This is a genomic window from Zunongwangia pacifica (assembly GCF_023499215.1).
Lineage (GTDB): Bacteria > Bacteroidota > Bacteroidia > Flavobacteriales > Flavobacteriaceae > Zunongwangia > Zunongwangia pacifica.
Map to the genome: position 1 here is coordinate 1 of NZ_JAKHSK010000051.1, position 20,377 is coordinate 20,377.

Annotated in this window: 24 protein-coding genes and 2 pseudogenes; 17 read left to right on the forward strand and 9 right to left on the reverse strand. The window is 35.0% G+C overall.

Translation table 11 applies throughout. The annotated features are described in order from the left end of the window. The first annotated feature begins 345 nt into the window (after positions 1-345). The 16 genes and pseudogenes from L1967_RS20545 to L1967_RS20620 all read left to right on the forward strand — a co-directional run bounded on the left by L1967_RS20545 (position 346) and on the right by L1967_RS20620 (position 13,847). The gene (locus L1967_RS20545; RefSeq protein ID WP_249603380.1) at positions 346-570 is read left to right on the forward strand and encodes a hypothetical protein; all 225 of its coding nucleotides are present in this window, start codon (positions 346-348) and stop codon (positions 568-570) included. Next, positions 571-888, forward strand: a complete 318-nt coding sequence (locus L1967_RS20550) for a type II toxin-antitoxin system RelE/ParE family toxin (protein ID WP_249603381.1) — start codon at positions 571-573, stop codon at positions 886-888. Positions 889-1,179: 291 nt separating this feature from the next. Next, on the forward strand, positions 1,180-2,415 hold the full coding sequence (locus L1967_RS20555; RefSeq protein WP_249603382.1) for an AlbA family DNA-binding domain-containing protein: 1,236 nt from the start codon (positions 1,180-1,182) through the stop codon (positions 2,413-2,415). A gap of 675 nt (positions 2,416-3,090) precedes the next feature. Beyond that, positions 3,091-3,461 (forward strand): annotated as a pseudogene (locus L1967_RS20560) (MepB family protein). Between the two features lie 153 nt (positions 3,462-3,614). After that, on the forward strand, positions 3,615-4,190 hold the full coding sequence (locus tag L1967_RS20565; RefSeq protein ID WP_249603383.1) for a Crp/Fnr family transcriptional regulator: 576 nt from the start codon (positions 3,615-3,617) through the stop codon (positions 4,188-4,190). 751 nt (positions 4,191-4,941) lie between these two features. Further along, positions 4,942-5,805 carry an SDR family oxidoreductase gene (locus L1967_RS20570; protein WP_249603384.1) on the forward strand — a complete coding sequence of 288 codons (864 nt, stop codon included), beginning with the start codon at positions 4,942-4,944 and terminating at the stop codon, positions 5,803-5,805. A gap of 12 nt (positions 5,806-5,817) precedes the next feature. Further along, positions 5,818-6,354: a GNAT family N-acetyltransferase gene (locus tag L1967_RS20575; protein WP_249603385.1), complete on the forward strand. Its 537-nt coding sequence runs from the start codon at positions 5,818-5,820 to the stop codon at positions 6,352-6,354. 56 nt (positions 6,355-6,410) lie between these two features. Next, a complete protein-coding gene (locus L1967_RS20580) occupies positions 6,411-6,974 on the forward strand; it encodes an AAA family ATPase (RefSeq protein ID WP_249603386.1) in 564 nt (187 codons plus the stop codon). Between the two features lie 478 nt (positions 6,975-7,452). Beyond that, entirely contained in the window at positions 7,453-8,244 is a 792-nt protein-coding gene (locus L1967_RS20585) for a penicillin-binding transpeptidase domain-containing protein (protein WP_249603387.1), read from the forward strand. Between the two features lie 48 nt (positions 8,245-8,292). After that, complete coding sequence (locus L1967_RS20590) at positions 8,293-8,817, forward strand: GNAT family N-acetyltransferase (RefSeq protein WP_249603388.1); 525 nt, start codon at positions 8,293-8,295, stop codon at positions 8,815-8,817. Between the two features lie 248 nt (positions 8,818-9,065). Beyond that, positions 9,066-10,400 carry a dGTP triphosphohydrolase gene (dgt, locus tag L1967_RS20595; RefSeq protein WP_249603389.1) on the forward strand — a complete coding sequence of 445 codons (1,335 nt, stop codon included), beginning with the start codon at positions 9,066-9,068 and terminating at the stop codon, positions 10,398-10,400. A gap of 132 nt (positions 10,401-10,532) precedes the next feature. Continuing rightward, positions 10,533-10,850, forward strand: a complete 318-nt coding sequence (locus L1967_RS20600) for a hypothetical protein (RefSeq protein ID WP_249603390.1) — start codon at positions 10,533-10,535, stop codon at positions 10,848-10,850. A gap of 2 nt (positions 10,851-10,852) precedes the next feature. After that, positions 10,853-12,043, forward strand: a complete 1,191-nt coding sequence (locus L1967_RS20605) for a PfkB family carbohydrate kinase (protein ID WP_249603391.1) — start codon at positions 10,853-10,855, stop codon at positions 12,041-12,043. After that, a complete protein-coding gene (locus L1967_RS20610) occupies positions 12,040-12,630 on the forward strand; it encodes a 7-cyano-7-deazaguanine synthase (protein WP_249603392.1) in 591 nt (196 codons plus the stop codon). Before L1967_RS20605 ends, L1967_RS20610 begins: the two co-directional genes overlap by 4 nt. A 136-nt stretch (positions 12,631-12,766) precedes the next feature. Continuing rightward, positions 12,767-13,333: a Crp/Fnr family transcriptional regulator gene (locus tag L1967_RS20615; RefSeq protein ID WP_249603393.1), complete on the forward strand. Its 567-nt coding sequence runs from the start codon at positions 12,767-12,769 to the stop codon at positions 13,331-13,333. A gap of 61 nt (positions 13,334-13,394) precedes the next feature. Then, on the forward strand, positions 13,395-13,847 hold the full coding sequence (locus tag L1967_RS20620) for a DoxX family protein (RefSeq protein ID WP_249603394.1): 453 nt from the start codon (positions 13,395-13,397) through the stop codon (positions 13,845-13,847). An 854-nt stretch (positions 13,848-14,701) separates the two neighbouring features. On the opposite strand, the gene L1967_RS20625 is transcribed toward L1967_RS20620, so the two are convergent. The 6 genes from L1967_RS20625 to L1967_RS20650 form a co-directional block, all read right to left on the reverse strand. After that, entirely contained in the window at positions 14,702-15,112 is a 411-nt protein-coding gene (locus L1967_RS20625) for a VOC family protein (RefSeq protein ID WP_249603395.1), read from the reverse strand. Between the two features lie 68 nt (positions 15,113-15,180). After that, entirely contained in the window at positions 15,181-15,819 is a 639-nt protein-coding gene (locus tag L1967_RS20630; protein WP_249603396.1) for an FMN-dependent NADH-azoreductase, read from the reverse strand. 5 nt (positions 15,820-15,824) lie between these two features. After that, the gene (locus L1967_RS20635; protein WP_249603397.1) at positions 15,825-16,259 is read right to left on the reverse strand and encodes a GNAT family N-acetyltransferase; all 435 of its coding nucleotides are present in this window, start codon (positions 16,257-16,259) and stop codon (positions 15,825-15,827) included. A gap of 5 nt (positions 16,260-16,264) precedes the next feature. Continuing rightward, on the reverse strand, positions 16,265-16,705 hold the full coding sequence (locus L1967_RS20640; RefSeq protein WP_249603398.1) for a carboxymuconolactone decarboxylase family protein: 441 nt from the start codon (positions 16,703-16,705) through the stop codon (positions 16,265-16,267). Next, entirely contained in the window at positions 16,689-17,180 is a 492-nt protein-coding gene (locus L1967_RS20645) for a DUF1097 domain-containing protein (protein ID WP_249603399.1), read from the reverse strand. The genes L1967_RS20640 and L1967_RS20645 overlap by 17 nt, the downstream gene beginning before the upstream one ends. 77 nt (positions 17,181-17,257) lie before the next feature. After that, positions 17,258-17,821: a Crp/Fnr family transcriptional regulator gene (locus L1967_RS20650; RefSeq protein WP_249603400.1), complete on the reverse strand. Its 564-nt coding sequence runs from the start codon at positions 17,819-17,821 to the stop codon at positions 17,258-17,260. A 696-nt stretch (positions 17,822-18,517) separates the two neighbouring features. On the opposite strand from L1967_RS20650, the gene L1967_RS20655 reads away from it, so the two are divergent. Further along, entirely contained in the window at positions 18,518-18,856 is a 339-nt protein-coding gene (locus tag L1967_RS20655; protein WP_249603401.1) for an FEKKY domain-containing protein, read from the forward strand. A gap of 61 nt (positions 18,857-18,917) precedes the next feature. On the opposite strand, the gene L1967_RS20660 is transcribed toward L1967_RS20655, so the two are convergent. From L1967_RS20660 to L1967_RS20670, 3 genes and pseudogenes are all read right to left on the reverse strand, one after another. Beyond that, a complete protein-coding gene (locus tag L1967_RS20660) occupies positions 18,918-19,763 on the reverse strand; it encodes a hypothetical protein (RefSeq protein ID WP_249603402.1) in 846 nt (281 codons plus the stop codon). 4 nt (positions 19,764-19,767) lie between these two features. Continuing rightward, positions 19,768-20,148: a hypothetical protein gene (locus L1967_RS20665; protein WP_249603403.1), complete on the reverse strand. Its 381-nt coding sequence runs from the start codon at positions 20,146-20,148 to the stop codon at positions 19,768-19,770. 124 nt (positions 20,149-20,272) lie between these two features. Further along, positions 20,273-20,377, reverse strand: a pseudogene (locus L1967_RS20670) (IS1595 family transposase); the annotation flags it as partial.

The window sequence follows — 20,377 nt, forward strand, 5'->3', positions numbered from 1 at the left end:
CCCTCTCTATGAGGGTACTACTTTTTTTTCATAACTTTCAATGAATTAATTACACAATACTTAAAGGTAGTGAATAGTGATTTAACGATCTCTTGAAGCTACCTTTAGGTTTAGTTCAACATCGCATTGGCAAAATGGCGGGTTAAGTGCAAACTTCAACTTTTCAGCTTTTTTTAATAATTTAGCTTCCGTGGAAACACATCGGCTACGTTCTCGCTAAATTGAACTTTCGGTTTAAGTTATCCGCCACTTCGCCAATGCGTTTCCCGTTGGCAACAAGCTAAAAAATTTCATAACTAAAATCATTAAAGTTAAATTTCATTATATTTGATTAAAAGTTGAATAATGGATTTGCAGACAAGAAAAATAGAATTTGTACAGGAATTTTTGAAAATTCAGAGCGAAGAGGCTATTGAACGTCTTGAAAAACTCTTAAAGAAAGAGAAGAAAAATAAGCATTCCGATTCAATGAGCGCTGAAGAATTAAACGAGCGAGTAGAAAAATCTGAATCTGATTTCAAAAATAATAGATTCAAATCAACATCGGATTTATTAGCCAAATACGAGTAATTGGAATTGAAAGTAATTTGGTCTAATTTTGCAGAAACGCAGCTTGATCAAATTTTTGAATACTACAGAGAAAAAGCAAGCTTGAACATTGCTAATAAACTTGTTCGTGAAATTATTCTTGAATCTGAGCATTTAGAAAACTCTCCTTTTATCGGACAAAAAGAAATCCGACTACAAAATCGAAAAATTGACTATAGATATCTGGTTTATAAAAATTATAAATTGATTTATTCTGTTAACGAGAAAAAAGGATTTATCAGAATAGCTGATGTATTTGACACCAGACAATATCCTGCAAAAATTAGTCGAAAGAAATAAGCCAGTTGCCAACAAAGCCGTGTAAAAATAATTGCTTCTGAAAATTCGCCTGCCTGCTGGCAAAGGCAGGGATATTCAGTTTAGAGTTTTCTTGCAATACTAACACCACCAAACCCCTCAAATCTCAGAATTCAAAGGATTAAAAAAATTAGCCTTAATTTCCTACATTCTCACTAAAGCTTTCCAAGAGAACTACGTTTTTCCTACTCGGGAAAGCTGAGTTAGGATGTATTTTAAGGAAAACCGTAAGGGATATTATAGATTTTTGGGTAATTTTATAATTGAACTAAAATGGATATAACAAAACAAGAGTTGTGTTATATCTACGTTGGCAACAAACACAAACAAAATTCTATGTATCTATTCGGAACTAAAGTCGATAGACTTGAAAAAAAAGATATAATTCGACTTATAGAAAATCAAATCCAAGAAAGTAAAACATTAGATTATAAGAAGGAGCTTAACCTTCAAAAAGATAATGATAAAAAAGAGTTTTTATACGATGTTTCAGCAATGTATAATACGGACGGTGGATGCATAATTTTCGGAATAGAAGAAGAAAAAGATGAAAATGATCAAAACACTGGCAAACCTCTACAAATAGTAAATTTGGAAGTAGAGAATTTTGATAAATTATCGCAACAGATTGAGGATATTTTGAAAAATTCTACTGATCCGAGCATTACTCATATTGCACTAAAGGAAATTCAATTTGAGAATGGTAAAATTTTGATTCTCGGAATTCCAAAGGGATTAGGATTGCCATCTATGGTTACCTATAAAAGTTCAAATAAATTCTACAAAAGAAGAAATAGTGGAAAATTTCTGGTAGATACATTCGAGTTAAATCAAATGTTTCTTCAAAATCAGGCAATTGTCGAAAAAATAAAGAATTTTAGAAGAGAAAGAATTGAAGAAGTTATTTCATTAGATACACTTCCAAATCTTGATACAGAGACTTCATTCTTCATTCATATAATTCCAAACAATTTTCAAGAACAAGTAATTACCGATTTTACTTTATATGAAAATGATCTAAAAAGAGAAATGAAACCATTTTCGTATTCATATAATTCTGGCTGGAACTATATGTACAACATTGATGGTTATATGACTTATTCTTCTTCAGATAATATAAGAGTTATTTCAAAATATAATCAGTTATTTAGAAATGGAACTTATGAGATTTACTCATCTAAAATATTTGCCAAAGGTTTTCACGAGCAAATGGGATTTGATGGGCCCCTTTTAATGGATAATACAATATTTTACATAGAAGAAGCTTTAAAAGTTTTAAACAAGGTAGATATTGATCCTCCTTTCTATATTTCATTCAGCTTTAGAAATGTAAAAGGAAAAGTAATGAATCGGAATAGCGCCTATATAACTCCTGAATTCACAAAAGATAATATCGATTTTCCTTTAATAAACGTATCATCTTATGATGCCAATATTAAAGAACTTTTAAAACCAAATTTTGATATACTTTGGCAGATTTTCGGATATGCAAAAAGTCCAATCTTATAAGAACTGTGGCAGTTGCCAACATCGGTTTATCGCAAATTGCGGTTTATGAATAAAAAACTGTAATTTTAGAAATAATAACAGAAAATGGTTTTAAAATAAGTTACCGGAAAACTAAATATCAAGGAAATCAAAACATAACAGGAATAGAAGTTAGAAATAACTTCATTGATGCACCAGAAAGAATTCTTATAAAATCAAAAGACGAAATAGAAAGTAAAAAGGAATTTAAACCATACACAAACTATTTGAAAAATATAAGAAAGACTAATAAAAGAAAGCCAGCCGCTAACAAAAGAAGACTATAAGTAATTGCTTGTTTTCACCTACTTCTGAAAATCCTCACGCCTGCCCACAAATTCAGGGATTTTCAGTTTAGAGTGTTCTTGCAAAACCCACCACCAAACCCCTCAAATCTCAGAATTCAAAACACTAAAAAATCAGTCGGAATTCACTATTTTTGCGCCCCAATTTCCGGGATTATTGGTTTTTAAAACCTTTGGAAGTACAGCCTGAAACACCAAATAAACCCCAAAAAACAATCCAGTAGCCCCAATGGATCACAATCTCAGCCAGTTGAAAACCGAAATTTACGACCAATGCGCACTTAAGATTTCAGACCTTATCACCGAAACCGAAAGCAAAGACTATCACGCCTGTAGATTTCAACTCAACGGAATGAAAGTGCTGAGCAGAAACGCGAAAATCACCCCCAAAAAGCCGGGCAATTTGTGACGTTTTGGAAACGAAACCAAAATGGCCCCATAGAACCATTTACCCAGAACGATCCCATCGATTTTTATGTAGTCAACGTGCGGACAGAACACAAATTTGGGCAATTTGTCTTTCCAAAATCAGTACTCCTTCAAAAAGGAATCCTTTCCACCCAAAACAAAGAAGGAAAACGCGCTTTCAGGGTCTATCCCAATTGGGATAAAGTAAACAGCAAACAAGCCGAACGCACGCAAAAATGGCAACAAGACTATTTTTATGAAATTGGTCCTTCCACCAATTTACAAAAGGTAAAAGCCTTGTACCAAAAACCATAAATAACCAAGCCTTTTTATCGAAAATCAGCGCAAGAAGAATTCAGTTTTTTATCCGTTGCAAAACAAGTCAATCCCGCAGCTTTGCCGAAAAATACTATCTTTAATCCCGTAACGCGCTTGTACGCGACCTGGCAACCATACAATTCCACCAAAATGGAGCAATTACTAGAAACCATAAAATTATACATTTCCCTAAGTCCGCAGGAAATACAATCCCTTTACGAAGCCGTTCAGCAAAAAAGCTTTGGAAAAAACGAACTTATTTTTACCGAAGGAAAAGTAGCCGACGAAATTTACTTTGTCACCAAAGGCTGTGCCCGACTTTTTTATGAAGTAAACGGCAACGACAAAACCGCCTTTTTTTACACCGAAGGACAGTTTATTTGTGCCGGCGAAAGCTACACCTACAACATTCCCGCCATTGAAAATTATCAAGCCGTAGAACCCACCGAACTGCTGATTTTTACCAAATCTGCTATCGAAATTTTACTCCAAAAAGTCCCCAAACTAGAAGTCATTGCCCGGATCGCTACCGAAAACGAACTCATCACCTGTCAAAAAGTAATCGCCTCGTTCGTCACCAAATCTGCAGAAGAGCGCTACCTCGATTTGTTAAACACCCAAGGCCAACTCTTTCAGCGCGTCCCCCAACATTATATCGCTTCCTTTTTAGGCATTTCCCCCGAAACCCTAAGCAGGATCAAAACCCGAGTACTCCAAAAAGAATAGCATTTTTCACCCATTTTGGGACATTGAGTAAATTTTCGTAGAAAATTGGTATCGAAATGCCCAAAATGAATCTTTTAAACTTCACAGTCCCGATAGCTATACGGGATAAACCTGTGAGTGTTTTACCAGATCTCCATAACCACTCCCTGCTAAGCAAAATAGTTTTTTTATTATCCGTAATTTTTAATAATTCTTTGTTTTCGTCATTCCGTTCCGATAGCTATCGGAATTGATCCGGAATCTCATCCCGAATTTAAAAACAGAACATTGAGGATGAGACCCTGAAACAAGCCCGCCTCGCCGGCAGACAAGTTCAGGGTGACGGCAACTCATTATGATTATTAGAAATATTCATTATAAAAGAGAAAAATAAAAACAATAACTAAAACACTGATTTTCAAGATGAATTTTCTTTAAAACATTTTGTATCATTGAGTGAATCTTCGCAGAAAATATGTATCGAAATGCCCAAAATGAATCTCTTAAACCTCACAGGTTTCAAAAACCTGTGAGGTTTGTTCAAAGCCACGCAATGCAAACCGACTATAGAGGTTCACGAGCACCAAAAAAACAACAGAAAGCAGCGAGCTAAAGAAAAGTAAGGAACATTCTATTGAAAACGCAATTACCATAACCAACTAGATGTTCTATAAACAATTAAAACCGAAAGAGCATATTTTATACAAAATGAACACTTCTTGACCATCGTCAAGAAAAATAAACCACCAAACCGCTAGCTTTGTCCTAAAAAATGAACACCAAAAAAGTGTTGGTCGCTGGCGCCACCGGATATTTAGGTCAGTATCTCGTCAAAGAACTTAAAAAACGCGGATTTTGGGTGCGAATATTAATCCGAAGAGAAGCCCAAAAGCAACTTTTTACAGACGTTGACGATATTTTTGTAGGCGAAATTACCCGTCCCGAAACCCTAAACGGCATCACCCAAAACATCGATTGGGTCTTTTCTTCCGTGGGCATCACCCGCCAAAAAGATGGACTCACCTATATGAATGTCGATTACCAGGGCAACGCCAATTTGCTCCACGAAGCCCTAAAAAACCAGGTGCAGGCCTTTCAGTATATTTCCGCCATCAACGGCGACAAACTCCGCCAGTTAAAAATCTTTGAAGCCAAAGAAAAATTTGTTGATGAATTGACCAATTCCGCCCTTCAGCAAAGTATCATCAGGCCCAATGGCTATTTCTCAGATATGAAAGACTTTCTCACGATGGCCAAAGGCGGCAGGGTGTACCTTTTTGGTGACGGAACACAACAATTAAACCCAATTCACGGCGCCGATCTTGCCGAGTTTTGCGTGGATAAAATGATCGAAGGCAGCGCGGAAGAAAGCGTGGGCGGACCCGATATTTTCAGTCAAAATCAACTCGCCACCATCGCTCTACAAGCCTGGCGCAAACCCATTAAAATTACCCATTTGCCCCATTGGGTAAGAAAAGGCATTATTTGGGCGTTAAGGACTTTTACCTCTTCTAAAACCTATGGCCCCATTGAATTCTTTTTAACCGCGATGGCCGATGATAATGTCGCCCAAACCTACGGAAAAAATCACCTTAAAGAGTTCTATAAAGCCGAAGTAAAAGCAGGAAAGGTGTAAAAAGTTGAAGCGATGAAACTGGAAATTGATGCCCAATTACAACTAAAACAAGTAGAAAAAACCGATGCTGAAGCCATCTTTAACACCATCGATAGCCAACGCGAATACCTGGGAAAATGGCTTCCGTTTGTCGCCTATACCAAAACGCTAACCGACACCCAAACCTTTGTGGACGCCATTGTAAATGCTCCCGAAACGAAATTTGAATACGTGTTCACCATTCAGAAAAACGGCGAATTTGTGGGGCTGATCGGCTTTAAAGATACCGACCGACTCAACCAAAAAACCGAAATAGGCTATTGGCTTTCTGAAGCCCACCAAAAACAAGGCATTATGACGAGATCGGTAGCCAAACTCTGTGATTTTGCCTTTCAGGAACTTGGCCTTAACCGCATCCAAATCAAGTGCGCGGAGGGAAACATATCAAGCTCTAAAATTCCGCAAAGTTTAGGTTTTAAGCTCGAAGGAATAGAACGCGAAGGGGAGATTTTAACCGGAAATGTCTTTACCGATCTGCAAATTTACAGCAAGTTAAAAAGCGATCAGTAAGCTAAAAAACAAGTCCATTTTCCCCTAAAATCAACGAAAAAATTATTGAAAAGCAAATGATTTCATTCAAGCAACATAACAATTTCTACGTGATCACCGGCGGTCCCGGCGTTGGCAAAACCACCTTGTTAACCGAACTCCAAAACAGAGGCTATCCCGTAGTTCCTGAAATCGCCCGGCAGCTCATCAAAGAACAACAACACGCCAACGGTGACGCCTTGCCGTGGAAAAATAAAGAACGCTATAAACAATTAATGTTTGATCGATCTGTGGAAAGTTATGCTAACACCGAAAAAAAGGATCACCAAGATCAGCCCGTATTTTTTGATCGGTCGTTTTTAGATCCCCTGTGTTATGCCCAACTTATCGATTCGCCCATTAGCCAAGAAATGCAATCCTATGCCCAAAATTGGAAATATAACCCGAAGGTTTTTATGCTTCCGCCCTGGCAGGAAATCTACCAAACCGATGCCGAGCGCCAGCAAGACTGGGAAGAGGTGCTATTGACGCATAGTAAAATGAAAGAAACCTATACCAACTACGGCTACCAGATTATCGAAGTCCCTAAAACCACCCCAAAAACCCGCGCTGATTTTGTGCTGGAAGGTATTGGGGTATAAAGCATTTTGGGGCTATGATGAATCATAATGTGCTACCGTCACCCTGAACTTGCCTGCCGGCGAGGCGGGCTTGTTTCAGGGTCTCATCCTTAAGTTTTGTCTTTCAATGCAGAATGAGATTCCGGATCAATTCCGATAGCTATCGGAACGGAATGACGAACAAAAAAATAACGTAGAATCAAAAAACAATAACTAAAACCCTGATTTTTAAGATGAATTTTCTTTATAGCATTTTGGGGCATTGAGTGAATTTTCGCAGAAAATTTTTATCGAAATGCCCCAAAAAGAATCTTTTAAACCTCACAGTCCCGATAGCTATACGGGATAAACCTGTGAGGTTTGTTTCCTTCACTTGCCCAAAGCCACGCAATGCAAAAAAGAAAAGGGAATGTTCAAAGAACCCCAAAACCAACAAGCAACCGTGATCTAAAAAAGGAAAAAAATCAATAAAGCATTATAAACTAGAAAAATAAAAACAATGAAACCTATCCCTATCATTTTCATCATTTTTACAACTACGCTCTTCGGGCAGGTCAAATTTCAATCTGTTTACGACAGTTTACAACTGGAAGGCAGCACCACGATCTACGATTATAAACACAAGCAATGGCTTTTTACCGATATCAAAGATGCTGAAATCGCCACGTTGCCCGCTTCAACCTTTAAAATTCCACATTCCCTTATTTTGCTGGAATACCGAGCTGTGAACGACGAAAATGAAATCTATCAATGGGATGGGGAGCCAAAATCACATTTTGGGTTTCCGTTTAAAGTCTGGGAGCACGATACCGATTTAAAAACCGCCTATAAAAACTCCACCGTCTGGTTTTATGTAAAAGCCTCCCAGAAAATCAAAAGAAACAAGTACAAAAGCATTCTGAAAAAAATCGGCTACGGAAATAATGACCTAAGCGAAGCAGGGGATGATTTCTGGAATTATGGAGATTTTGCCATATCGCCGAAAAATCAGGTCGAATTTTTAATCGATCTTTATGAAAACAACCTGCCTTTTGCTGAAGAAAATATGGAAAAAGTAAAGCAGCTAATGATTTCTGAACGTGAAGAAAACTACACCTTTCGAGATAAAACGGGATGGGCCAGGGACAACGGAAAAGACATTGGCTGGTGGGTGGGTTATCTCACCACCAACGATAATGTGTACTTTTTTGCCACCCGATTGACGAAACCTATTGCTGAAGAAAACCCGAATTTCTTTAGCAGAAGGAAGCAAGTCACTCAACACATCCTAAAAAAGCTCAACGCCTATTGAAGTCAAAAAAAAAAGACCTCAAAAATCACTAATTTGAACCTTGAAGTAATGAAAAATATTCCCACTTTAAAAACCGACCGAATCGTACTGCGTGAGATCACGGGGAGCGATCTTGAGCATATTTTTAACGGACTTTCGCACCCGGAAGTGATTCGGTATTACGGGATTCGTTACGACAGCCTGGAAGCCACCCAAGAGCAGATGCGCTGGTTTGCCGAAGACAAACAATGCTGGTGGGCCATTTGCTCACCAGATAAGGAGACGTTTTACGGTGCCGGTGGACTGAATGACCTGAATATGAACGAGAAAAAAGCGGAAATCGGACTTTGGCTGCTTCCGGAATTTTGGGGACAGGGAATAATGACCGAAGCACTCCCGTTAATTACCAATTACGGATTTCAACAACTTCAACTTAACCGAATTGAGGGTTTTGTAGAAACCGAAAACCACAATTGCAAAAAAGCAATGGCGAAGCTCGATTTTAAGAAAGAACGCACCCTAAAAGATGCCGAATTCAAAGATGGAAAGCTGATAAGTCTGGAGGTTTATGTAAAAACGAATATCAACATATAAGCGAAATTGATAATTTGTTTATATACGGATAAAATTTTTAGCTATTGATAATTAACAACTTATAAAGTACTTTGTCGATTTTTTTTAGCCTTTAGGGGAAACCGTAAGGAGGTTTGTGTGCTTTTAGTTATTTTTATGAAGTTGGTAATGAGCGTGATATATTTTTAACCGCTTTTCCTCGATTGATCACATAAACGTAATAAATGGAAATAACTTGGAATAATTGCTTTTCACCTAATAGGTATGGAATGCAAAAAGGAAAAAAAGATATTAGAACAGAATACGAGCGTGATTGGGATAGATTAATATTTTCGAGTGCATTCAGAAGACTCCAGAATAAAACTCAAGTTTTTCCTTTACCTGAAGAAGTATTTGTACACAACCGATTAACACATTCACTTGAAGTTGCTAGTGTTGGAAGATCCTTAGGCAAAATTATAGGAAAGAAAATCGCATCACTTGATGAAATAAAAAATGATGATAATGCTAGACCATTTTACAGAAATAGTCTCAAAAGTGTTATTGCTTCTGCTTGTCTGGCTCACGATTTGGGAAATCCTGCTTTTGGTCATTCTGGTGAAGAAGCTATATCAAAATATTTTAAAAAAAGAGATACAGAAAAGGAAGAAGATATAACTTTTAAAGAGCAGTTTTCCAAAGAAGAATGGAAAGACCTTACAACATTTGAAGGTAATGCAAATGCATTGAGAATATTAACTTTACAACAAAAAGGTAGAGTAAAAGGAGGTTTTAGACTAACTTATAGCACTCTAGTGTCTATATTAAAATATCCTTGCGAATCTACTGCTTCGAATAAAAATATATTACACAGAAAAAAGTACGGATATTTCAAAATCGACGAAGAAGTCTTTTTAGATATTGCCAAGGAATTAAATCTAGTTAAAGATGATGTAGATACAGGTATATCATACAAAAGACATCCTTTTGTCTTTCTTGTAGAAGCAGCTGATGATATATCCTACAATATTATTGATTATGAAGATGCTCATCGTTTAGGTATTCTATCATATAAGGAAGTAAAAAACTCTTTTTTAAAAATAATTGAAACGAATTCAAATGATAATATTAAACGGGTAAAGAAACAAGCTAAATCTCTTAAGGAAGACCCTAATGAATCAATTGCTTATTTAAGAGCAAAAGCTATCAATACATTGATTTACAAAACCTCGGATGCTTTTTGGGAAAATAGAGAAGCTATTTTAAGGGGGAATTATGAAAAAAGTTTAATAGACAGTATTGTAGAGCTTGAATCTGTAATGAAAAAGATAGAAAAAGTTTCTATTAAAAAAATCTACAATGCAAAAAAAGTTGTTCAACTTGAAATTGCTGGTTTCCGAATTATGTCAGCATTGGTAGAAGATTTTGTTACTTCTGCATTGACGGTAAAAGAATCGAGAGATAAAGAACAAAATAAAATATTAGGATTATTACCAAAACAATTTTCATTTGAGGAATCGAATAGTCCTTATGAAAAAGTAATGCATATTATTGATTTTATAGCTGGTGTGACTGACCTGTATGCTCTAAAATTATATAGGAAATTAAGGGGGATTGAACTATAGAATAAAGAAATAACAATCACTAAATTATTGTTTTTTCATCTGCTTCTGGAGATCTTATTAGGTTTTCAGTTCGGTGTTGACTTCAAATAATCATTTAATAAAATTTCAAAAAATAAAAAAATAAATAAAAATATGAGTGGATCTGGAGGAGGAGGTTATATACCTCCACAACGAAATAAATTTGATTGCGAAACAAGTATTATAGTAACCAATGTTTCATCCATAAGTCTAATAGTTTTATCAAAACATAATGTCGGAACTGTTTTGGATGTAGTTATAGGTAATAATGATGAAATTCTTTTGGAAGACGGTGACGGCGAAATACTAGGAGCAATATTGCACAATAATACTCAAGATATAATTGCTTGTATTGAAAACGGTACACAGTACCAAGCAGAAATTCAAAGTATAAATACACCAACTTGTGAGGTTAAAATTAAAAGCATTTAACTATGATCAATATAATTGGAGGTACATATCGGGAAATTAATTTTGATGATGTTTCAATGGAGATTTTTGGTTCAGGCTTTAGAAGTGCTAAGTTTTTACTTGAAAATAAAAGTCAGGTAAATTTTATAACGAACGGTAATGAGCAAGTTTCAAACTTTCTAAAAGAAAATCAAAAGGTTTATCCAAATTTAAAATTTGACTGCCATCCGTACGATGAATTAATAACATTTCAATATAGTTTCGCATTGGATGAGCCTTCAATTTTTCCTAATATTCTTAATATAAAGAAAGCAAAAGAATGGAGATTTGAAGGAGACGATTTAATTGCATTCGGAATGCTTGAATCTGAGTATGAAATCAACTGTAAAAGAGTTGTTTATGATCCTCAAACTTCAATAAAACCTAAAAGGTTTAGTGATTTCGGGAAAGCGCAAGAATTAGTGTATATAATAAACCGAAATGAAGCTTATTCTATATCATCAAGTCGAGACATTGAAGACATAAAAAAATACTTTTTTACGAAAGAAAAAGTTAAAGCATTTATTATTAAAAATGGACCATATGGTGCAACATTATATACTGAATCTGAGGAACACACTATACCTTGCTATGTAACTAATAATGTACATAAAATAGGCTCTGGAGATATATTTACTGCAAGTTTTGGATATTATTGGATGGATAAAAAACTTTCTCTGGAACAATCTGCACTATTGGCATCAAAATCTACAGCCGTTTTTTGTGATAAAAAGGCGTATGTTGATTGTATGAACAATTTTAAGTTTGAATATCAGGAATTTAAAGCAAAAAATATTTCTGAAAAGCAAGTCTATTTAGCTTCCCCATTTTTTGCATTATCTGAATTGATTTTAGTTGATAAAATCCGCAACGCTTTACTCTCATTTGGAGTAAAAGTTTTCTCACCATTTCACGATATTGGATTAGGAGAAGCTGTAACAATTGCAAAGAAAGATATTGAGGGGATTAAAAGTTCTGATGTAATCTTCGTTGTTCTAGACAATTTAGACTCTGGAACACTTATAGAATCGGGCTTTTCAATGGCTAATGATAAAAAAATAGTAGGATACCATCGAACTTGTAATGAAAAAAAACTATTAATGTTAAAGCCTGGTAATTTTACAATGAATAGTAATTTAACAACAGCATTATACCAAACTATTTGGAGTTTATGAAAAAGGCAGTTTTATTATCGGGTGGTGTTGATTCAATTTGTTTAACATACGGTATAAAGCCTGAAATAGCTTATACTGTTGATTACGGACAAACTGTTGCTGAACGAGAAATATATGTATCAAATTATATTTGTAAAAAATTGAAAATTGAACATAAGGTTATAAGAGTTGACTGTAAACATTTAGGTTCTGGTTCATTAGCGAATTCAATTAGTGAAAATATTTCACCATCTAATGAATGGTGGCCGTTTCGTAATCAGCTTTTGATAACACTTGCGGCAATGCAGTCAGTAAAAGACAATATTAAAGAAATATATTTGGCATCTGTTAGATCAGATGATTTTCATAGAGATGGCACCAAAAAATTCTATGAACTTATAAATAGTTTATTGTTTTATCAGGAAGGAGGAATAAAGGTAATTTGTCCAACTTTGGAATATTATAGCCACGAATTAGCGGAACATTATGAGGTTCCTAAAGAACTAATTACAATGGCTCATTCTTGTCATATTTCGAACTTTGCTTGTGGAAAATGTTCGGGATGTATTAAACAGTTAAAAGTCCGATACGAATTGGACATTGAATAAAACTTTTGCTAACAACTAACGAGAATTACATTCTTAAGCCCTTCGAAAACAATTGTGAAAACATAAAAGTCGTCATATAAGCTATCTTAATTTTGACCACACCCCAAATCATTAACCACAAGTAAAAAACACTCAAATGGACCAAATCAGAAAGTTTATTGATCATATTTCTCCAATGAACGATTCTGATTGGAATTTTTTTTCTTCCAAACTAAAAGAAGTACCGTTTGACAAAAACACCACGGTATTAAAAATCGGAAAAATAGAGCAGCATTTATCCTTTATTGCTAAAGGAATCGTTCGCCTTTATATCCCAAAAGAAGAGGCCGATGTAACCTTCGGGTTTTTATTCGAAAACGAATTTTTGACCGCCTACGATTCATTTTTAACCCAAACCCCCTCTGAATACCAGATAGAAACCTTAACCGAAACTATTTTGTGGCAGATTTCCTATAAAGACTTACAAGAAGTCTATAAAAACACCAGCATCGGGAATCTTATTGGCCGAAAAATGGCTGAAAATATGTACCTAAGAAAATCGAAAAGAGAACTTTCCTTATTAAGCCAAACCGCAGAAGAACGATATCTAAGCCTGTTTTCTGATAGGCCAAAACTATTAAAACAAATTCCCTTAAAATATATAGCTTCCTATATTGGCGTAACGCCACAAGCTTTGAGTAGAATAAGAAAACGTATTACTTAACCTAGGTTCATTATTTCTATTCACGCTTTACAGAACTTTGTGTTTCTATAAATTAAAAAATATGAAACCATTAATTGTTTTGTTAGTAAGCTTTACCCTCGCTTTATTGATCATAAAGCTGATACGTAAAACCTATGATTTTAGATTGGCGGCAAGAATTGCAATGGCCATAATGCTGGTGTTTACGGCAATGGGTCATTTTGCATTTACCAAAGGAATGTCGATGATGATCCCTGCATTTATACCTTATAAAACCTCAGTAGTTTATCTAACCGGAGTCTTTGAAATTTTACTTGCCATAGGTCTCTTAATTCCTAAATTTAAATATATAACCGGGTGGGCACTTATTCTATTTCTTCTCCTAATACTACCTGCTAATATTTATGCATCCATACATAATGTGAACTATCAAAAAGGTACATTTGACGGAAATGGACTTACTTATTTATGGTTTAGAATTCCATTACAACTGTTGTTTATTGCCTGGACTTATATTAGTACCATCCGAACGTAAAAGAAGGAAAAACCGACAGCTAAGATTTATAAAATTTAGATGATTCATCATAAATTATTTCTGACCCATTGTCAACCATTTTGCATCATTGAGTGAATTTTCAATAATGCTTATTTGCGTCATTCCGTTCCGATAGCTATCGGAATTGACCCCGGAATCTCATACTGAATTTAAAAAAATAGATTTTGAAGATGAGACCCTGAATCAGGCCCGCCTCGCCGGCAGGCAGGTTCAGGGTGACGACGCATTGTGATGCTTATTCCGGCCTACTTTTTTGTCCGTAGCAAAACAAATCAATTCCGCAGCGGTGGGCGAGGAGGATGGCCTAGCGCAGCGGTTGCCATCCGTAGGATAAGGAATTGGTGTAGTTTTCAAGGATGTAAAAATAAGCCTAGACTTTCCTGCCCGCCGGCAGGCGGGTTTGTTTCTTTCACTTGCCCTAAACTTTTGCCTAAGGGTAGCAATGCAAACCGACGAAAGGAGGTTCACGAATTTCAAAACCAATAAGCGACAGTGCCCTAAAAAAGAAAAGGGATTATGCATAGAATCTTTAATCTCATAACCGTACTGAAAAACATAATCTAGAGAATAAGATTCTGAAATAGAATATTCTACCTGGTTAATCGACATTTCAACTCCGCTCAATGTGACAATTCAGGGTGACGACATATTGTGATGCTCTATTACGGTCTATTTTTTAGTTCCGCAGCAAAACACGGGAATATCCTGACTTCCCGTGTTATAGTCCGATAATATTTTTCAATTGCATCGATCCTAAGTTAGAGCTAGAGGAGTTAAATTATGGCTATGATCTTTACATTCTCCCTTCTAATTTCTTTCTGAAATAGAATCTCTTAAGCCCCAGAGTGCAAACCAATACGATTGCCTTCTGAATCTAATATTATCGAGAATAGACCAAAAGGCGCCTCGGTTTTAGGAATAATAATTTTTCCTCCTGCCATTTCTACTTTATCTATTACATTTTGAATTTTAGGACTTGCATTTAGGTATATAAAAATTCCTTTGTTGGAAGGTTTTCTATCGGGTGATTTCGATAATACACCCGTAACCCTTCCAGATAAAGCTTGCTTTATATTAGGATCAAATGGGAAAAATATTAATTCTTCATTGCTTTCGGGAAAATGCCGAGTCGTCATTTTTATATCAAAAATTGTTTCATAGAACTTTTTTGCTCTTTCTGTATCAAGAACCGGTATTTCAAACCAATTGATGACATTACTGTTTTTGTCGATTTTTTGTAACATAATTTATTATTTATTAGAGAAATCTGTACCTGCCGATACTTTATATTTATCAAATTATAAGATGACAATTAAAACTTTTGGACCAAGCTTTTAATCTCCTTATTAGCTTCTTCAACAGCTTTTTTGGCCTCGATAAGATTGATATCCACCCCTTCTACTTGAATGATCTCACAATCTTTGATGCCCATAATATTTAAAACTGTTTTTAAATATTCAGTTTGAAAATCCATATGTTCATAAAAATCTCCTTTGTTGTATCCTTTACCTCCTCTAACTAAAATTAGAATTGCTTTCTTGTTTTTCAGAAGTCCTTTATATGGATTTTCGGGAGTACTTGGATTAATTTTTAACGTTTCGTTCATCCTAAGGATGTGATCGATATAGGCTTTTAAAGCACTGGGAATAGACCAGTTGTACATTGGTGTGGCCAATACTAAAAGATCGGCACGTTTTAGCTCGGCTATCAAAACATCACTCAGGTTTAAGATTTTTCGCTGAGCTTTCGTCCTATCACTTTTTGGGGTAAAGGCACTTTCAATCCACTGTTCAGAAATATGCGGAATAGGATATTGGGCCACATCTCTATGGATAAAATGATCTGTAGGACTAAACTGTTTCCTGCTTTTTTCAAAAAAATCGGCCAATTTTCTACTGGTAGCATTTTTAATTCTTGCACTGGCTTTAATCATTAAAATATTCTTACCCATACCTTTTACGCTTTAATAGCTGTTTTAAAATGTAAGGCCACGATCGCATAATGGTTGTTAAGGTATAACCTATGAGCTGAGGTAAGATCTATACTGCTGTCTAAGGTGATGGCTTCTTTATTTTTTTCTTTGGCCAAGGCGTTGATTTGTTGGAGCAACTTCGTGCCTATTCCCATTTTTCTGTATTTGGGAGACGTTACCAAATCGTCCAGGTAAAGTATTCTACCACTATGTAGCGTAGTCATCGATCTAAATCCGGCATAACCAGCAATCTCATTATTAATGAGTGCCGCGATGATTTGATAACCTTCGCGCCTCATTTCATTTATATAGCGCAAATATTTCTCTTTGTTGAAATTGGGCCGAAGGATTTTGACCACTTCCCAGCATTTTTTTAATTCATCTTCAGTTTCTACATTGATGATTGAAAAATTTTTCATTGGAATTAGTTTTCGTGTTTTAAATGAGTGGATATTGCAATGCGATTCCATAAATTGATAGTTCCTATTTGTATAATGATCGCTGCTATTTCATTCCCCGTAAAATGTTTTTGCGCTGCTGTATACGTATGTTCAGTCAGCCCTTTTTGTTGAATATGGGTGATTTCTTCCGTCATTTTCAGCAATACTTTTTCTTTCTCATCAAATAGCGGAGATTCCCACCAGGCACTTAAAGCAAAAATCCGTTTTTGGGTTTCCCCATAGCGTAGCGCATCTTTCGTATGAATTTCTATACAGTAAGCACAGCCATTGATTTGAGAAGTTCTTATTTTGATCAACTCCTTTTCGATGTCAGTCAGGCTGGTAGTCGCTAAATATTTTTCCAGTCCAAGCATCGCTTTGTACGCTTTCGGTTCAAGTTGCTGAATGTTAATTCTGTTTTCCATTGTATTTATAATTTGAAATGAGTCCATCGAATACGGTGTAGGCGTAGCCAAAACCAATTCCTAAACCTAAACTGAGCATAAGCATAGGCAGATCGTTTAAAGAATCGGATGGATAGCTAAACCAGGCGGTCATCCCTAAAAAGTAGGTGATAAGATTATTAAAAAGTTTTAGTTTGGTCACCCAGTAGAGGAGCGTTACGATACCAAAAACCGAAAGCAATACTCCAAATTCTGGGGTGTATGTGTTGAGGTAAATTCCGAAGATATTAATGAAATACGCCAATAGCATTCCCGCAGTTTCCTCCAAAAATGAAATTAATGTATTGGTTTTGGTGGTACAGAAAAGTGCATAAGTACTCCAACCTATAAACAACACCCAGGCCGGTAGCTGTAGTAAGATACAAACGTAAATCGATAAGGCGGCCAGAAGCCCTAATACGATCGATTTTAAACTATCTTTTAAAGTGATTTCCATTGTTAGATTTGTGTTGTATACAAACCTACAGGGAATAAAGTTGAATATTCTTAATCTAGATTAAGAAGCAAATAGGATTACATTTTGGAGCGGATTTTACTAATAAATTCTGGCGTTACGCCAAGGTAAGAAGCCAACATATATTGGGGAACACGTTGCGTGAATGCGGCATTCGCTTCAATAAAATGCCGGTATTGCTCTTCTGAAGATAAACTAAATAGAAATTCGAGCCGTTTTTGAAAAGCCATATAAGCACGTTCCATAATCATCCTGAACAAGCGTTCGATTTTAGGTATTTTTAGGCACAATTCTTCAAATTTTTCTGAAGTTAAGCAATATACTTCGGTAGGTTCAATCGCTTCAATAACCAGATGTGAAGGCGTATCATTCAGCAGACTTTCATAATTGGAAATCCACCAGTTGTCGATGCCAAAATGATAGATTTGTTCTTTTCCTTTTTCAGTATAACCATACATTCGTACACATCCTTTTTTGATATAAAAGCGGCTTTGGCACCGTTCTTCATAAGCCAGTAGTTTCGCTCCGGGCGCAAAAGATTGGGTTTCCAGATAGGAGAGAAACAGGGTATATTCTTCTTCAGATAGATTAATATAGCGTTGTATGTATTCTTTTAAAGACATCAGTTCTTTTTTTGGCAGACAAATCTCATTACAAATATACACGGGTAGGGAAATAGTTCCCAAAGAATGTTTTAAGATGTTGGGGTTTTACGGAAATCAGGGATTTAATAAGGTTATTCATCATAAACTTTTCAGATTTTAGGGAAAACCGTAATGAAGTTTGTGGTTTTTTGGTTAGATTTATGGGATGGAGATAGCGGGAATTTTTATTAAACACGTAGTTATATATACTTTTAAAAAAATAAGAATCAGTTAAATTAGTACTTTAAGTAGAATGGATATGAAGTAACTTGTGGATGTTATATGTACTTTGTGCTTCATTTGAAAACATAGGAAATCAAAATATGAATGCCAAAAAAAAGGATAAAAATGGAGCTTTAAGTAAAATAGAGCGTTATGAATTTCTAATTAATGCACGGAATTTTCATTATGAAAATTTCAATAAATGGACTACTTATTTTTATAGCTCTCGTTGCTAACATTTAATACCAATTGAACAGTAGGACAAAATACATACTTCTAATTTTAGCTACTACAGCATTTGTATTAACTATTTACAACCACAATAATGAATTGACTGAAACAAGTTTTGATTCCATTGAATTAAAATATGCTAAAATATTCTTCGGAATTGGAGTTTTATGTGCGGGATTATATTTTTTCAATAAGACTTGGCGAAATTTAGTAACCAAAATTATGATTGGAGCATTTGGACTAAGTTTAGTGCTGAACTTGTATATATTTCCCAGAGTTTATAAGACGGTACAGCTTAGCAAAATATATTATGAATACTCTGAAATAGAAACTTGTGAAGAAATGGAAAAGCGATTTTCAACTGACTTAAAAAATGGACAACTTGTTTATTTTCAGTTTGGAATAGGCTACGATCTTGAATTAGCAAAGACACTTCAGGAAAAGTATGATATTAAAACTATTGGAATGGGTTGTATCATTCAGTCCGAAAAGGAATGTTACAATAAATTGCTCATTGAATATCTAAAGGAAAAAGAGAACATTTCATCTTTATTTCCCTAAAAGAACGTCCTGGAATGTTCCTTTTTTCTATAAAAACTCTTCGATTGTTTCTAGTACAATTTTATTCAAAGAAAGGTCTTACATCATTCTTTTGAAGGTAATCTTCAATAATTCCTATTTCAGCAATATCAACAAATTCCAGAAACTCAGTATCTCTAATATGTTTCCACAATAAGTGATTCTTGTCTACTTTCTTTTGAGGTTCTCTTCCTAAAACAAAGTATTTACCTTTATAATCACCTTCTAATTCTATGGCCTTTGTTAAAGATACAAATCGGGCAACATCATTTTCAAGGTAATAATGCTTCTTTTCAAAATCTATAGTTTGGCCTGCTACAGGAATTCCGTTTACGCCTATAAAATCGATCTCGATGGGTGCAAACAAGTTCTCAAAATCCTTAGAAGTCAATGTTTTTTCAAGATTGACCCTTTTTTCAATTTTAGGAAACAGTTGCTTTTTAACTATAGAATGAACATTAAAGGCTGGAGCTTCATTGGTGTCTTCAGAAAATGGGAAAATATATTTTTCAAAAATTCTTTTAAAGGTGTTATCGTTTAAATCGACATCAATTGCTTTTGGTGGAGCGAACTGAATGATATTATTTGAATAGTTAGAAAGGTAAGCTAAATAAGGTTCACTAATCCAATTGTTTTTAACATCTTTTGGATTAAACAATGTAGTAGTGTGAGTAACTTTATTGGTTACCACCTCTTTTTCTATGGATTTAAGATAGCTTTTTACCAGGCTATATTTTTCAGCATTCAAAATTGCTTTAAAAGCAGAAAGCTTGGTAGCAGAGAATTTAAAATAATTTTCTAAACCATTAGATACCACAATACCTATACTAACCCTTTCATTAAGAGCAGTATTTAAGTTAATGTACAGTATGGAATAAATAGTTCTCATTTTATTAACTGCAAAAAGATTGTACAAACGCTCTAAAGTTTAGCGCACATTGATTTTTCCAATCATTAGAAAATAAATTATCAATGATCTTCTTCTTAATCAATGCCTTATCAATGTTCCAAGAATCGGGCACTACATCTAAAATATCATCTAATTGATTATCACATTCTTTACTGCAAATGTATAACATTTCCACCAAGTTATCTACAAGGCCTGTTAATTTCCTATCACTGCCAAATAGCACTTTTGCAATATCAGTTTTAATTATAGAATCATCTTCAGTCAATGCTGCAATCCCATAATCCAGAAAGGTAGAATTAAAAATATTAACGTGGTCAATGGCATAGAAAAAGTTTATTTTATCTGGGGAAGCATATAAGAGCAAATTAAAATTATTATGGTTTCTGTCTTCATTTGCTATCCAAATATCGAATAATGCGATCTTTAAAAAATCTGTCTTATCTGCTATTTTATCCCGAAAAGATTTTTCTTGAATTGATTATCCGCAATTAGTCATAACCTGTAATTCCTGCTATAACGAGCCTATCGAAGAGTTTTTCTCCGAAATATCTTCTGTTGAGTTTGTAGATAAATTCATTCAGGTATAACTGTAG

What these genes read in the sequence shown, in the direction of transcription:
- L1967_RS20545 (WP_249603380.1), top strand. Translation starts at nt 346, where the DNA reads ATGGATTTGCAGACAAGAAAAATAGAATTTGTACAGGAATTTTTGAAA.
- L1967_RS20555 (WP_249603382.1), top strand. Translation starts at nt 1,180, where the DNA reads ATGGATATAACAAAACAAGAGTTGTGTTATATCTACGTTGGCAACAAA.
- L1967_RS20565 (WP_249603383.1), top strand. Translation starts at nt 3,615, where the DNA reads ATGGAGCAATTACTAGAAACCATAAAATTATACATTTCCCTAAGTCCG.
- L1967_RS20570 (WP_249603384.1), top strand. Translation starts at nt 4,942, where the DNA reads ATGAACACCAAAAAAGTGTTGGTCGCTGGCGCCACCGGATATTTAGGT.
- L1967_RS20575 (WP_249603385.1), top strand. Translation starts at nt 5,818, where the DNA reads ATGAAACTGGAAATTGATGCCCAATTACAACTAAAACAAGTAGAAAAA.
- L1967_RS20580 (WP_249603386.1), top strand. Translation starts at nt 6,411, where the DNA reads ATGATTTCATTCAAGCAACATAACAATTTCTACGTGATCACCGGCGGT.
- L1967_RS20585 (WP_249603387.1), top strand. Translation starts at nt 7,453, where the DNA reads ATGAAACCTATCCCTATCATTTTCATCATTTTTACAACTACGCTCTTC.
- L1967_RS20590 (WP_249603388.1), top strand. Translation starts at nt 8,293, where the DNA reads ATGAAAAATATTCCCACTTTAAAAACCGACCGAATCGTACTGCGTGAG.
- dgt (WP_249603389.1), top strand. Translation starts at nt 9,066, where the DNA reads ATGCAAAAAGGAAAAAAAGATATTAGAACAGAATACGAGCGTGATTGG.
- L1967_RS20600 (WP_249603390.1), top strand. Translation starts at nt 10,533, where the DNA reads ATGAGTGGATCTGGAGGAGGAGGTTATATACCTCCACAACGAAATAAA.
- L1967_RS20605 (WP_249603391.1), top strand. Translation starts at nt 10,853, where the DNA reads ATGATCAATATAATTGGAGGTACATATCGGGAAATTAATTTTGATGAT.
- L1967_RS20610 (WP_249603392.1), top strand. Translation starts at nt 12,040, where the DNA reads ATGAAAAAGGCAGTTTTATTATCGGGTGGTGTTGATTCAATTTGTTTA.
- L1967_RS20615 (WP_249603393.1), top strand. Translation starts at nt 12,767, where the DNA reads ATGGACCAAATCAGAAAGTTTATTGATCATATTTCTCCAATGAACGAT.
- L1967_RS20620 (WP_249603394.1), top strand. Translation starts at nt 13,395, where the DNA reads ATGAAACCATTAATTGTTTTGTTAGTAAGCTTTACCCTCGCTTTATTG.
- L1967_RS20625 (WP_249603395.1), bottom strand. Translation starts at nt 15,112, where the DNA reads ATGTTACAAAAAATCGACAAAAACAGTAATGTCATCAATTGGTTTGAA.
- L1967_RS20630 (WP_249603396.1), bottom strand. Translation starts at nt 15,819, where the DNA reads ATGGGTAAGAATATTTTAATGATTAAAGCCAGTGCAAGAATTAAAAAT.
- L1967_RS20635 (WP_249603397.1), bottom strand. Translation starts at nt 16,259, where the DNA reads ATGAAAAATTTTTCAATCATCAATGTAGAAACTGAAGATGAATTAAAA.
- L1967_RS20640 (WP_249603398.1), bottom strand. Translation starts at nt 16,705, where the DNA reads ATGGAAAACAGAATTAACATTCAGCAACTTGAACCGAAAGCGTACAAA.
- L1967_RS20645 (WP_249603399.1), bottom strand. Translation starts at nt 17,180, where the DNA reads ATGGAAATCACTTTAAAAGATAGTTTAAAATCGATCGTATTAGGGCTT.
- L1967_RS20650 (WP_249603400.1), bottom strand. Translation starts at nt 17,821, where the DNA reads ATGTCTTTAAAAGAATACATACAACGCTATATTAATCTATCTGAAGAA.
- L1967_RS20655 (WP_249603401.1), top strand. Translation starts at nt 18,518, where the DNA reads ATGATTGGAGCATTTGGACTAAGTTTAGTGCTGAACTTGTATATATTT.
- L1967_RS20660 (WP_249603402.1), bottom strand. Translation starts at nt 19,763, where the DNA reads ATGAGAACTATTTATTCCATACTGTACATTAACTTAAATACTGCTCTT.